Here is a 12,490-nt window from a genome sequence, read left to right as displayed (position 1 = left end):
CCTTAGGCGTACCGCCGCTTCATCTCGACCTCGATCTCCTCCAGCGAGCGTCCCCGTGTCTCCGGCATCACCTTGACCAGGATGAGCGCGATGACGAGGTTGACAATGCCGTAGGTGAGGTAGGTTCCGGCACCACCAAGCCCTGCCAGCATGGCCGGGAACGTCCAGGTGATCGTCGCGTTCGCCAGCCATCCGCAGAACACCGCGGCACCATTCATGGCTCCGCGCATCCGGGTCGGGAACATCTCACCGAGCATGGTCCACACCACCGTGCCGTTGGTGGACTGGACGATGAGCATGAAGATGCTCATGAGGACGAGCACGAGGATGGGCGCCCATGTCGGCACACCCTTGCCCATATGCGGAGCAATGGCGAATCCGAAGGTGGCGGCAATCCCGAGCAGACAGACACCGACAGCGGTGACGTCGAAGATCAGCAGGTGCCGACGATCGAACCTCTCGATGAGCCACAGTCCAACACCGGCACCGATGACGGACATGACGCCGTTGGCCACCTGGGCAATGATCGAGGCCTGGGTGCTCATCCCTGCGAATTCCAGCACCTTCGGCGCGTAGTACATGACGGTGTTGACACCTGTGGTCTGGTTGACCGCAGCAAGGAAGATTCCGACGAGCAGAAGACGACGCGTCCACCGCGACTCCATGACGACGGCCCACTGCTGGCGATGAGTAAGTCTGCCGCCCTCACCGTTGAGCTCGACCATCTCGGTGACCTCGTCGACGATCGGCTCGTCAACCCCTTCGACGCGCACCTGCTTCAGACATGCAATCGCCTCCTGCAGCCGACCGTGGCTCAAGTGCCAGCGCGCCGACTCAGGCATCCTCCGCATGCCGATCCACAAGGCAACAGCCGGCAGGGTGCACACCACGAGCATCCACCGCCAAGCTCCACCAGATCCGGCAGACACCGACAGCTGCATGACGAAAGTGTGGAAAGCTTCGTCACTCATCGTTCCGCCATGGGACGTTGCCATGGCCTGCAGCTTGTCCCAGGAATAGGTTCCGGGAGCGAGTCGGCCGGACGGATCTGCCGTCACCGTCAGGATCGGACCGCCATGTGCCGCAGAAATGGCGGCATTGACGGAGAAGGCCAACAGTTGACCGAAGACGATCATGAACTGGTCAAGAGCGACGATGCGACCACGCATCCGCTTCGGAGAGGTCTCCGACAGATAGACCGGCACCGTTGCCGAGGCCGCGCCAACGGCAAAGCCGAGCACCACCCGGAAGGGGTACATCACCCAGATGCTGGGAGCCACGGCCGTGCCGAGAGCACCAATGATGAACAAGACAGCGAGGGTCAGCAGGTTGTGACGGCGTCCCCAGCGATCGCTCATCATGCCGCCGATGAGCCCACCGAAGGCCGCACCAAGGGTGAGCGTTCCTCCGATGGCACCTTCATGGCCCACCGTCAGGGCCAAACCACCAGCACCATGTGGCAGGTACATGAAGGGTAGGGCGCCGGAGATGACCCCGGTGTCATAGCCGAAGAGCAGTGAGCCCAGGGTGGCGACCGCCGCCACCACACCAATACGGCGTTTCGGGCCTGCCGGTCGCGTCGTCTCGACGAGCTTGGCGACCGCGGTTCTCGATGTCACGGACAACTCCTATGGACGGGATGTCGCACCGACGCACCACTGCGCTCGGCACCGCGACCCACCTGGCATCCATGGCTCAATCACGTATGACGTAAGCAGGGTCGACGGCAGGACGTTACCACCCTGTCGCCGACCCCGTGTCCGCACACATTGGCGGGAATGAGAAAACCTGGTGTCAGCCCTGCTTCTGGGCCTCGGCCTGCTTCTTGAGATCCTCGACGTCAATCTCCTTGACCTTCTCGATGAGCTCGTCGAGCTGACGGCCCTGCAGCAGGCCGGACTGACGGAAGACGAGGTAACCGTTGCGGAAGGCCATGATCGTCGGGATGGAGGTGATCTCCAGACCGGCGGACAGCTCCTGCTGGTCCTCGGTGTCGACCTTGGCGAAGGTCACGTCAGTGTGACGCTCACTGGCGTCCTCGTAAATGGGCGCGAAGCGCTGGCACGGCCCGCACCAGGATGCCCAGAAGTCGATGAGGACGACATCGTTCGAATCGATGGTCGAGGAGAAATTGTCCTTGGTCAATGCGACGGTAGCCACGTTGTACCTCCCGGTAATCGTTTGGGTTCGGTCGACCGCAACGCCGTGGCGCCTCGGCCCATGTCTGGTGCAACAGCGTCAGGAGCTGGTGTATTCCCGATGTGCCGATCCGTGATTCACCTGGATGTCGCAGCGCTCGGTGCCATGCCGACTTAAATGTCACACGGCCTTCAACTCGGCAATCGCCGTCGCTCCCAGATCACGTAGCAGATGACCGGCGCGAATGGGTCGCGCGGCGATGACCGACACCACACGGGACAGGCCGGGCAGTGCCTCGTCGGAGACGTCGACGTCGTAGCCGGGAGTCGAGGGGTCCAGCATCGGGTTGGACCCGTCCGCCCACTGCTCGTTGAGCTTGTTCCAGGTCGTCACCCAGGCGTTGCCGATCTCGCTGCCCGACGGCACCCCGAAGAAATGCCCCACTGGGGCATGATGGCGCAGGGCCACCAGGCCAGATTCCTGGAAGATACGGGCCAGACGCACCCGAGCGTCCAGGGCCCGGCGTTCCTCCCACGTACCGGCGAGCACCCACTGACACGGGTGCGGACAAGTGATACCGACGTCAGGACGCTCACCGGCATCAATGGTGGCATGGTTCATCGCACACACCCCCAGGGCCTCACCCAACCTGGAATGGAACTTGTCCAGATACGAGGTGTAGCCCTCCTCATCACCCTGAGCAGCATGAAGGCTGCGCCGAGCCGTCGCGTTCATGGCCGAGGTGTGGGCGCAGTCCTGGCCGTCGACTCCCCACTTCTCCCCCACCTTGCCGGGCAGCGTGAGTGGGTCCCCGCCGTCTCCCAGCACCGACTGCCAGGCCAGCTGACCCAGGTACTCTCCCAGGATGTGGCAGGTCACGACGACCTGCTGTGGCTCCTCGCGGTGCATCCGAATGTCGAGGACCTCGAGCATGAGCTCGTAGAGGGGCACCAGGTCTCCCAGTGCTCCCCTCTCGGTTGCCCGCGGGTGGTGCGGAAAACCCGCGGCGGTGAGACGGGATCGCAGATCAGCAGGCAGGGGGTCCCCGATCTCCTCGAAATCCTCGGCGTCGAGGGCCAGGACTCTGCGAGCCACGGCCGTCACAGCAGCGGCCTGCACCAAGTGGGGATCGTCGGATTCGGACGCCCGCGTCATCCGTAACATGGAATCGGCGGTGTCATACCAACCCGCCTCACAGAGCGTCGCGATCTGGTTTAGATCTGGCAGCTGACGGGGCCGCAGGGTTTGGGACACACTCATTGCGGCATCGTCACCGCGATTCAGGAGTTCTGGACGACGAACAGACCGGAAAGGACCTCCGGATCGACGACAACCGAACCGTCGGGACCCGTCAGACGGATGCCGTCGGCATCATCCTTGACCTCGATGCTCATGCCCGGCAACAGTCCAGCGGCGTAGACGTCGGTGAGATTGCCCTCGGTGGCCTGGAAGAACTCCGACAACCGGGTGATGGTCACACTGACCGGGCAGCCGGCCTCGGCAATGATCTCGTCGAGAGGCTTGGAGTCGTCGTGGAAACGGGCGGAGTCGTCCGGACGACGACCGATCTGCTCGGGAGGAAGGGGGCAACCGTACGGGGAGACATCAGGGCTGTCGAGGATCTCGGTGAGGCGCTTCTCAACCTCACCGGAAATGACGTGCTCCCAACGGCACGCCTCGTCATGGACCAGGTCGGGGCGAAGACCGATGACCTCGGTGAGCAGGCACTCGGCCAGACGATGCTTACGCATCACCGCCTCGGCCGCGTCGTGGCCTTCCTGCGTCAGCGAAATCGAACGGTCAGACTCGACGACCACGAGTCCGTCACGCTCCATACGAGCCACGGTCTGGGAGACGGTAGGGCCGGACTGGTGCAGTCGCTCGACGATACGGGCGCGGCGCAGCTCGACACCCTCCTCGAGCAGCTCGTAGAGAGTCCTCAGATACATCTCCGTTGTATCGACGAGCTCACTGCTCACGGTGCACCTCTTCCCCGCCCTCACAGCCGAGGGGCGTCGCTGTCCACCTGCCCATCGGACAGATTGTCTGACAAAACGGTCGGGGCGTCATTGCTCATGCCCGAGCGACCCCCCGTCAGGAAGTTTAGTGCTCAAATACCTGTCGTGGTCGTCAGACGGACTCACCGCGACGGATGACGCGGACCAGACGACCCTTCTCGTCGGTGAGGCACATGTCGGCCCAGCGCCCCTCCTCCAGGATGCCAACGTCGCTCAGACCGTGGAGTTCGGCCGGTGTGGTGGCCGCCATGACGGCAACTTGCCCCAGCGGCAGTCCCACGACCGAGGTGACGAACTCGACTGCGCGACCCATCGTCAGAGTGGATCCTGCAATCGCTCCCAGCGAACCGTCAGCGTCCAGCAGTCGGGCGCGGCCGTCGACAACCTTCACCGGCAGGCTGCCCAGAATGTAGTCGCCGTCAGGTTGACCGGTGGCGCTCATGGCGTCGGTGACCAGAGCGATGCGCTGCGGTCCGGCAGCCAAAACGGCCATCCGAATGACGTCTGGTGCCAGGTGCACGCCGTCACAGATGAGCTCGCAGACCACGCGCGGGTCAGTGAGCATCGGCGGGACCGGACCGGGCTTGCGGTGATGGATGGACGGCATCGCGTTGAACAGGTGGGTGATGACATCGGATCCGGCATCGACGGCAGCGCTGGCAGTGGTGTTGTCGCACTCGGTATGACCGATAGCGGCATGCACCCCCGCCTTGCTGAAGGTCGCGACGGCCTCCAGACCGTGCTCGCGCTCCGGAGCAATCGTCACCATCCTGAGAGCAGGCCCTCCTGCCTCGATGAGTCGATCCACCGAGACCGGGTCGGGGTCGCACAACAGCTCGACAGCGTGGGCACCCTTGCGTGACTCTGCAAGGAAGGGGCCCTCGAGGTGGATGCCGGCGATCTCGTCCTCGTCAATGAGTTGACGGAGTCGTCCGATCTGGTCGACGACGTCGTCAATGGCGGCGGTCACCGTGGAGGCGAAGAGGGTCGTCGAACCCTGGCTGCGGTGGTAGGTAACGGCTCGCACGGCGGCGTCATGGTCGGGATCGGTGAAGTCGACACCGGCGCCACCATGGCAATGGGTGTCGACGTAGCCAGGCAGGATCCACTCGTCGACGAGCTCAGCCTGCGGATCGATCCCCTCCCCGACCTTGGTGATGCGTCCGGCCTCGACGGTGATCGTTGCCGGTGAATCACTTCCGTCACGGGCGACGACGTGGTGCGAAGCAATACGGCTGATCATCGATGCCTCCTTGACAGCGGGTTTTCCCACATGCTGCCACATGGTCACAGCGTGAACACGAGCTTCGTCAGCACCAAGATCTGCGAGGATCGGACCATGGCTGAGCCAAGGATTCCCAATGACCTCCTGCCCTCCGACCCCCGTTTCGGGTGTGGCCCGTCCCGGATTCGACGGGAGGTGGTGGCCAGTTTGTCCGAACCGGGATCAGTGATGGGTACCTCCCATCGCCAACCACCTGTCCGCCATGTGGTCGCCGCGATCCGCGAGGAACTCTCCACCCTCTACGACCTTCCCGCCGGATATGAGGTTGCCCTTGGCAACGGCGGAGCCACCCTCTTCTGGGACATGGCGACCGTCTCCCTGGTGGAGAAGCGCGCCGCGACAGGCGTTTATGGCGAGTTCACGAAGAAATTCTCCTCGGTCCTGCAGGGGGCTCCCTTTCTCGCAGATCCGGCAGTTTTCCAGGCCCCGCCCGGCGAGCTCGCCCTGCCACAAGCTCTGGGAGAGATCGACGCATATGCGTGGGCTCACAACGAGACCTCCACCGGGGTCGTCGCCCCGATCCGTCGACCGGATGAGATTGACGAGAATTCCCTGGTCCTCGTCGATGCCACGTCAGCTGCTGGCGGAGTTACTGCAGACGTGGCGCAGACTGACGCCTACTACTTCTCACCGCAGAAGAACCTGTCCTCGGACGGCGGGTTGTGGCTCGCAATTCTGTCACCAGCAGCGATCGAACGCTCGGAACGATTGACTACCTCGGCTCGCTGGGTACCTCAGATGCTCGATCTGAGCGTCGCAGTGAAGAATTGCCGGGCAGATCAGACCCTCAACACTCCCGCGCTGGCCACCCTCGTCATGTTGGAGGCGCAGTGCCGCTGGCTGCTGGACAACGGCGGCATGACGTGGGCGGCATCCCGCACCGCGTCGACCTCAGGGATCCTCTACCGCTGGGCTGAGGACAACCCGTTGACAACCCCCTTCGTCACCGATCCGGCGCTACGCAGCCCGGTGGTGGTGACGATCGACATCGACGAGTCCGTCGACGCCACCCAGCTGTGTGCCCGCGCCCGCGAGAACGGGATCCTCGACATCGAGCCGTATCGCAAGCTGGGCCGCAATCAGATCAGAGTGGCCACCTTCAGCTCGATCGAACCCGGCGACATCGAGGCGTTGACGGCCTGCCTGGATTGGCTACTGGAGCACCACGACTAACGGTGTCGCCAGGTGATGTCCTGGGAGCGGTCGTACACGAAGGTCACAACGCCGGCACACAGCGCCACCGCGACCGCTCCCAACACCGCGATAAAGGTGCCCGAGCGCGCCTTGGAGGTGGGCTTGCCACTGGCCTGGGTGGCCCCTGCCTTGGCACTCGGAGTCGACGAGGGGGTCGGCGAGATCGAGGTCAGCGTCGTCGGGAAGTCGATTCCCCGCACCTTGTTGCCGGAGGTCGCGATCTCCAGGGTCTTCTGAGTGGTGTCTGTGGTGATGGTCTGCCCGCCCGAGAACGCCGCATTGGCGACCGTCTTCCAGGAGTAGGCGTCAACGACCCGAACCTCATGGTCGGTCAGCACGGCCAGCCGTGACCCGTCTGGCAGGAAGGTGGCGTCTTTGACTCCGGCGGGGGCGTCCGCCACCTTTTCGAGCGGGTTGGACTCCGTGCGACTGACCTGCGGGCCACTACGGTAGATCGCCGGGTGGGGACCGTCAGTGACGATGTAGAAGCTCCCCTTGGGACTGACTGCCATGGCCTTGGCGTCGTGAGCGCCGTCGGGGTACGTGAACATCCACTCGTAGTAGGTGGATTGACTGGCTGCCGTCGAGGTGGGAGACATCACGCGGATGCCGCGGCGCCTGGTTTTCTCGTCACCGATGTCGGCGACGTAGAGCACGCCATTGGCCCACGCCATCGCCTCCACGTCGTGGAAGGCTGGCTCCCACCTCACCCGATGGACTTCCTTGCCCGTCTTGTCGAGGGCAAGCAGGGAGTGGACCGTCGACGGAGAACCATCGGTGACCCAGTAGCAGTCATTGTCGAGGTCGGCAGCCATGCCAACCGGGATGCCAAGCTTCTTGTCTGTCGTGATGGTTAGATCGACGGCGGCAGCAGGGCCAGCCGACAATCCCCAGGCGCATCCCAGGGCCACCAGCGCACTCGCGCTGCGGGAACGTCGGGGCCAGGATCGTCGGGTCACGAAAAGACATCCTGCCATGTCGGATCGACCTGTCACAGCAGGGATCCCACCACGACGATCAGTACGAGGATGATGAGAACCCCGCGGATGATGTGTTGCCTAGAGCGTGGATTCATGGATTACACCTTATGTCGACCTCATGGCGAATAATCTGTAGCCATGAGTGGGTTGAGGCTCAACGCCATCGCGATCGACGAAGTTCGCGACATGTTTGGGGCTGACGAGGGCCTCTCGGCGAAACTGCGCAAGTGGACCGAGGCCACATTCAGCGTACCCGTCCACCACCATCGTCGATCAGGTCGGCGCAGCCCGTTCCACCCGCTCCACAAGCCCAATGTCGAGGGACCGATGCTGCCTGTGGGATGGCCAACTCCCAATGATGTCGAGGACTTGGTTCGTGGCCGATTCATCGAGCCTGATCGCCTGGGACGGTGCTGGCGACTCGTCAATGAGTGGTTGACCCACCTGTCGTGGGGATGGACCGAGATCCCGATGTCGGTGGCGCGGCTCGATGAGCTTGATTTCGACCTCGCCGCTGTCGGCTTGTCCAGTACCTGTGCCATCAAGCGGCTCATGGTAGGGGAACCGCAGATTCCGCTGCGACCGGCACCTGGCATGAGGATCGGTTATGCGCGCACCGGGCAGGTACTGACGACTCGGCTTGGGTTGGCTGATGTCGTCGACAAGATACCGGCCGAGCGGCGAGGCGAGGGTGACGCCATCCTGGAATTCCTCAACTCATATCCGGGATGGATGGACCTCGCCGGCGACCTGGGGCGCCCGGCACCAGACCTCTTGGTGGTCTGGCAACCGGACACCGTCGGTGGGATTCAACCCACCAGCCTCACATCTGGCCAAACAGTCTCATGAGCAGGGACTGGACGAAGTAGACCACGAAGAGGGCCGCAACCACCCACAACAGCGGATGGATCTTGCGTGCCTTGCCAGCGATGGTCTTGGTGATGCAGAACATGATGAGGCCAGCGCCGATGCCCGTCGTGATCGAGTAGGCGAACGGCATGAGCACCATGCCCAGGAAGGCCGGAAGACCTTCCTCGACGTCTTTCCAGTCGATGTGGGTGACCTGGGCCATCATGAGGAATCCAACGAAGACCAACACCGGCGCGGCTGCCTCCGAGGGAATGATCGACACAATGGGGGACAGGAACATCGCCAGCAGGAATCCGATACCGGTGACGATGGAGGCGATACCCGTTCGCGCCCCCTCCCCCACGCCAGCGGCCGATTCGACGTAACCGGTGGCCGAGGAGGCCGACCCGAGACCACCAGCGACGGCAGCCAGGGCATCGACGACGAGGATCCCCTTGAGGTGCTCGGGGTTGCCGGTCTCGTCGAGGATGCCGGCATGGTCACCGATGGCGACAACCGTTCCCATGGTGTCGAAGAAGTCGGCGAGCATGAGGGAGAAGACGACCAAAAGGGTCCCCAGGAACACTCCGACGTGGAAGTGACCGTCAACCAGGAAGCCACCGAACAGGTCGACGTGACCCAGCAGGCTTAGGTCTGGCAGGCGGAAGTCATCCGCCCCGGGCAGCCGTGGGACGTTGAGGGCCCAGCCGGTAGGATTCTTCTCGCCCTGCGGTCCCAGGTGAGCGATGGCCTCAATGATGACTCCGAGCAGGGAGGTACCAATGATCGCGATGAGCATGGATCCCTTGACGTGACGCTGGTGCAGCACGACGAGAAGGAGGAATCCGAACAGGCACAGGAAGATCGGCCAACCCTCCAGGCTGCCGCCGACGCCCAAGGTGACGGGGGTGCCGGAGCCGCGACGGATGACGCCCGAGTCCACGAAACCAACGAAGGCGATGAACAGGCCAATTCCGACGCTGATCGCCGAGCGTAGAGAGTTCGGGACGGCCCGGAAGATCATTTCTCGGACGCCGGTGAGGACGAAGACGAGGATGAGGACGCCTTCCCACACCACCAGGCCCATCGCCTGGGACCAGGTCATCGTCGGGGCAACGACGTAGGCAAGCAGGGAGTTGATGCCAAGGCCGGTCGCGATACCCATCGGGAATCGTCCCCAGATACCCATGGCAATCGTCATGATCGCAGCCACGAAAGCGGTGACGGCCATGACCATCATCTTGTTGTCGTCAATGGCAGCCGTGTTGAGGGTGGTGCCGGCGGCGTCGAGGAACTTCGGAGCCCCGTTGAGGAGCTTACCGTTCTTGTCCGCCGCGGTACCGATGATGAGAGGGTTCAGGGCCAGGATGTAGGCCATCGTGAAGAAGGTGACGAGGCCGCCGCGGATCTCGCGCGATCTCGTCGATCCTCGTTCCGTGAGATGAAACCAATTGTCGAATCTTGCTGATGAGGTGTTGCTGGGCACGGGGGCATTCTAGGGATGACATGTCACGGCCATGTTGCAGGGCATTACGATGGAACCGTGGCCAACCAGCGTGAACACCTGCTAACCCAGGCCAATGTCGCCCCTGTCGATGAGAACGGGGTGACGGTCGGCATCGTGGGAACCATTGCCTTCGCGGTGGCGTCCATCGTCTGCTGGATCATGCTCGACCGCCTCACCGTGAACGGCTACCGCGACTGGCTCTGGATCTGCCTGACGGGTACTGCTCTGGGAATCGTCGGCACGGCATACTGCTGGCGACGATCCCGCCACTGAGCCCCTCTCTGGGGCTCACAACTCAGTCGAACAACGAGTCGTCAATCGAGATGGTGTCGAAGACCGGCTCGGGCAGCTCGATACCGCGATGCTTCTCGACGACGTCGGAGTGACCGCCACAGCCATGATCGACGTGGACCACTGAGCCGTCAGAGGGCGAGAACTCGTTGGAACACACCCCGAAGACCCGTCCCAGGGAGTGCTGCAAGCGCACGAAGTAGCCACAGGTGACGCAGCTGGCAGGAGCATGACGACTCATGGCGTTGTCAGGGCCACCCTCACCGGCGAGCCAACGCTCAGCGGTGGAGTCACGGCCCTCCCGCGACAGCAAACGCTCACGGCCCAGCCCCAGCTCAGACGCCACAGCTCGGGTGGTAGCCCACTCAGCCGGATCCTCGTCGGCGGCAAGCTCACCACCGGTATAACCAGGCTCCAGGCGCGGATCATTGTCAGCGGTGGGCATGAGGGTGCCGGCGGTGATGTCCCCGGCACGCACTCGGTCGCGCCAAGGCACCCACTCGGGGGCCAGCAGGGAGTCGTCGCCCGGAATGAGAACGACCTCATTGACGGTGACGTTGCGTCCGCGCAGGGCACGCGACATCGTGACGGCCCACCGCCATCCCCGGTATCCCGGATGCGGGCATTCGAAGAGATGGGTCAGGACGCGCTCGTCCTCGACGATCGTCCCGACGTGCTCACCGACCCCGAAGTCACCCGCGCGACGCTCGGCCGCTTCCCGGGCCTGGTCAACAGCCTTCGCGATCGTCGCGTCAACCCTGACGGCCCGGGTCGCAGCGCGCGATCTCGACGTCACCTGTGTCATCACAGCTCCAACTCGTCGGCAACAGCACGAAGCATCTTGGCCACCGCGCCGGCGGTGCGCGGATCGGGATGACGTCCGTGCCGGTAGCCATTGCCCATCTTGTCGAGCATCTTGATGAGGTCCTCGCAGATCACCGCCATCTCCCGCGGCTTCTTGCGGCTCGCCTTGGACAGCGAGGCCGGGGTCTCGACGATCTGCAGGGACAGGGTCTGCTCTCCTCGACGCCCCTCAACAACCCCGAAGTCAACCTTCTGACCGGGTTTCAGGGTATTCACCCCTGCGGGCAAGGCGGAAGCGTTGACGTACACGTCGCCGCCACCGTCCTTCGTCAGGAAACCGAACCCCTTGGTGGCGTCGTAGAAACGCACCTTTCCGGTTGGCATCTCTGGCTCACTCCTTCTGGTCATGACGGTCAATGGACCGCCATACAAGGCTACAGCCTTGTCGACGGTCCACCACCCGCGATCTTTCCACAGCCCGACGGGAAGGTTTCCGACGGGCTGGGAGCGTCACACCGACGGGTCTCACATGGCGCCGGGGAGATCACCCCGCTGGCCGTCAGTCCATCGGAAGTAGTCGGCCATCGCCAGCTTGGAGGCCGCGGCCTCGTCGGCGATCACGAGAACATGGGGGTGGAACTGCAGCACCGAGGCCGGGCACATCGCCGAGACCGGGCCCTCGACGGCTCCGGCGAGGGCATCGGCCTTGTTGGCCCCGACGGCCAGCAGAACGACATTGCGGGCGTCCATGATCGTCCCAAGCCCCTGGGTGACGCAGTGACTGGGAACCTTCTCGCCCTCCTCGAAGAAGCGAGCATTGTCGGCCTTGGTCCGCTCAGCGAGGGTCTTGACACGAGTCCGCGAGGACAGCGAGCTGGTTGGCTCGTTGAATCCGATGTGACCGTTGGCCCCGATACCGAGGATCTGGACGTCGACGCCGCCGGCCTCCTGGATCGCCTTCTCATAATCCGCGCATGCCGCTTCGAGGTCGTCCGCCATGCCGTCCGGAGTGTGCACGTCGGCCGGGTCCAGACCGAGCTGCTCGGTGACGGTGTGTCGAATGGTGGCGGCGTAGGAGCGCTCGTCGTCGGCGGGAAGACCGACGTATTCGTCCAGGGCGAAGGCACGCAGACCGGTGAAATCAGCCTTGCCCTCCTGAGCGAGAACAGCCAACGAGGAGTAGGTCGTCAGCGGGGTCGACCCGGTAGCCACTCCCAGCACCGGTGTCTTCGCCTGGGCCAGAACCCTGGCAATGCGCTCGGCGGCAATCCGTCCGACGGCCTGCTCGTCGGGGCAGATGATGACCTCCATGTCGGCCCTCCCTCACATGCGCGGCCACGCCGCGCGTCGCTTCGTGTCTAGGTTGAGATTATGGCCACGTGAGCGTTTCTGAGCGATCACAATCATCTCCTGTGAGCGTTGA

The 12,490-nt window shown here is 63.7% G+C and carries 13 protein-coding genes; 3 read left to right on the top strand and 10 right to left on the bottom strand.

The features are described from left to right. Nucleotides 1–2 precede the first annotated feature (2 nt). The 5 genes from AC6I1W_RS05220 to AC6I1W_RS05200 form a co-directional block, all read right to left on the bottom strand. Complete coding sequence (locus tag AC6I1W_RS05220; RefSeq protein ID WP_270237307.1) at nt 3–1,619, bottom strand: MFS transporter; 1,617 nt, start codon at nt 1,617–1,619, stop codon at nt 3–5. A gap of 175 nt (nt 1,620–1,794) precedes the next feature. After that, entirely contained in the window at nt 1,795–2,178 is a 384-nt protein-coding gene (gene trxA, locus AC6I1W_RS05215; protein ID WP_171048615.1) for a thioredoxin, read from the bottom strand. 141 nt (nt 2,179–2,319) lie between these two features. After that, entirely contained in the window at nt 2,320–3,399 is a 1,080-nt protein-coding gene (locus AC6I1W_RS05210; RefSeq protein ID WP_270237305.1) for a hypothetical protein, read from the bottom strand. A gap of 20 nt (nt 3,400–3,419) precedes the next feature. Continuing rightward, nucleotides 3,420–4,142: a metal-dependent transcriptional regulator gene (locus AC6I1W_RS05205; protein ID WP_065673245.1), complete on the bottom strand. Its 723-nt coding sequence runs from the start codon at nt 4,140–4,142 to the stop codon at nt 3,420–3,422. Nucleotides 4,143–4,269: 127 nt separating this feature from the next. Then, nucleotides 4,270–5,400, bottom strand: a complete 1,131-nt coding sequence (locus AC6I1W_RS05200; protein ID WP_117188992.1) for an N-acetylglucosamine-6-phosphate deacetylase — start codon at nt 5,398–5,400, stop codon at nt 4,270–4,272. 30 nt (nt 5,401–5,430) lie between these two features. Between AC6I1W_RS05200 and serC the strand changes: the two genes are divergently transcribed. Continuing rightward, a complete protein-coding gene (gene serC, locus AC6I1W_RS05195; RefSeq protein WP_016667056.1) occupies nt 5,431–6,615 on the top strand; it encodes a phosphoserine transaminase in 1,185 nt (394 codons plus the stop codon). Here the strand turns inward: serC and AC6I1W_RS05190 are convergent. Next, nucleotides 6,612–7,451 carry a hypothetical protein gene (locus AC6I1W_RS05190; RefSeq protein WP_065673280.1) on the bottom strand — a complete coding sequence of 280 codons (840 nt, stop codon included), beginning with the start codon at nt 7,449–7,451 and terminating at the stop codon, nt 6,612–6,614. The genes serC and AC6I1W_RS05190 overlap by 4 nt on opposite strands. Before the next feature lie 303 nt (nt 7,452–7,754). Between AC6I1W_RS05190 and AC6I1W_RS05185 the strand changes: the two genes are divergently transcribed. Continuing rightward, nucleotides 7,755–8,465: a hypothetical protein gene (locus tag AC6I1W_RS05185; protein ID WP_065673244.1), complete on the top strand. Its 711-nt coding sequence runs from the start codon at nt 7,755–7,757 to the stop codon at nt 8,463–8,465. On the opposite strand, the gene AC6I1W_RS05180 is transcribed toward AC6I1W_RS05185, so the two are convergent. After that, on the bottom strand, nt 8,440–9,873 hold the full coding sequence (locus AC6I1W_RS05180) for an NCS2 family permease (protein ID WP_333490144.1): 1,434 nt from the start codon (nt 9,871–9,873) through the stop codon (nt 8,440–8,442). The genes AC6I1W_RS05185 and AC6I1W_RS05180 overlap by 26 nt on opposite strands. Nucleotides 9,874–9,966: 93 nt before the next feature. On the opposite strand from AC6I1W_RS05180, the gene AC6I1W_RS05175 reads away from it, so the two are divergent. Next, the gene (locus AC6I1W_RS05175) at nt 9,967–10,245 is read left to right on the top strand and encodes a DUF2530 domain-containing protein (protein WP_065673243.1); all 279 of its coding nucleotides are present in this window, start codon (nt 9,967–9,969) and stop codon (nt 10,243–10,245) included. Nucleotides 10,246–10,267: 22 nt separating this feature from the next. Here AC6I1W_RS05175 and AC6I1W_RS05170 read toward each other — a convergent pair whose 3' ends face one another. The 3 genes from AC6I1W_RS05170 to nagB all read right to left on the bottom strand — a co-directional run bounded on the left by AC6I1W_RS05170 (nt 10,268) and on the right by nagB (nt 12,378). After that, a complete protein-coding gene (locus AC6I1W_RS05170) occupies nt 10,268–11,068 on the bottom strand; it encodes a DUF3027 domain-containing protein (RefSeq protein ID WP_065673242.1) in 801 nt (266 codons plus the stop codon). Beyond that, nucleotides 11,068–11,451, bottom strand: coding sequence for a cold-shock protein (locus AC6I1W_RS05165; RefSeq protein WP_284950385.1), 384 nt, complete (start codon nt 11,449–11,451; stop codon nt 11,068–11,070). Before AC6I1W_RS05165 ends, AC6I1W_RS05170 begins: the two co-directional genes overlap by 1 nt. Nucleotides 11,452–11,592: 141 nt before the next feature. Continuing rightward, on the bottom strand, nt 11,593–12,378 hold the full coding sequence (nagB, locus tag AC6I1W_RS05160; RefSeq protein ID WP_065673240.1) for a glucosamine-6-phosphate deaminase: 786 nt from the start codon (nt 12,376–12,378) through the stop codon (nt 11,593–11,595). Between the last annotated feature and the right edge of the window lie 112 nt (nt 12,379–12,490).

This window comes from Cutibacterium sp. KB22876 (assembly GCF_059728865.1).
The sequence above is the reverse complement of the archived record's forward strand: the minus strand, read 5'-3'. Positions and strand labels throughout refer to the sequence as shown.

Excerpts from the sequence above, each read along its gene's own strand:
- AC6I1W_RS05165 (WP_284950385.1), bottom strand. The coding sequence starts at position 11,451 with ATGCCAACCGGAAAGGTGCGTTTCTACGACGCCACCAAGGGGTTCGGT.
- nagB (WP_065673240.1), bottom strand. The coding sequence starts at position 12,378 with ATGGAGGTCATCATCTGCCCCGACGAGCAGGCCGTCGGACGGATTGCC.
- serC (WP_016667056.1), top strand. The coding sequence starts at position 5,431 with ATGCTGCCACATGGTCACAGCGTGAACACGAGCTTCGTCAGCACCAAG.
- AC6I1W_RS05170 (WP_065673242.1), bottom strand. The coding sequence starts at position 11,068 with ATGACACAGGTGACGTCGAGATCGCGCGCTGCGACCCGGGCCGTCAGG.
- AC6I1W_RS05210 (WP_270237305.1), bottom strand. The coding sequence starts at position 3,399 with ATGAGTGTGTCCCAAACCCTGCGGCCCCGTCAGCTGCCAGATCTAAAC.
- AC6I1W_RS05185 (WP_065673244.1), top strand. The coding sequence starts at position 7,755 with ATGAGTGGGTTGAGGCTCAACGCCATCGCGATCGACGAAGTTCGCGAC.
- AC6I1W_RS05190 (WP_065673280.1), bottom strand. The coding sequence starts at position 7,451 with ATGGCTGCCGACCTCGACAATGACTGCTACTGGGTCACCGATGGTTCT.
- AC6I1W_RS05200 (WP_117188992.1), bottom strand. The coding sequence starts at position 5,400 with ATGATCAGCCGTATTGCTTCGCACCACGTCGTCGCCCGTGACGGAAGT.
- AC6I1W_RS05175 (WP_065673243.1), top strand. The coding sequence starts at position 9,967 with ATGACATGTCACGGCCATGTTGCAGGGCATTACGATGGAACCGTGGCC.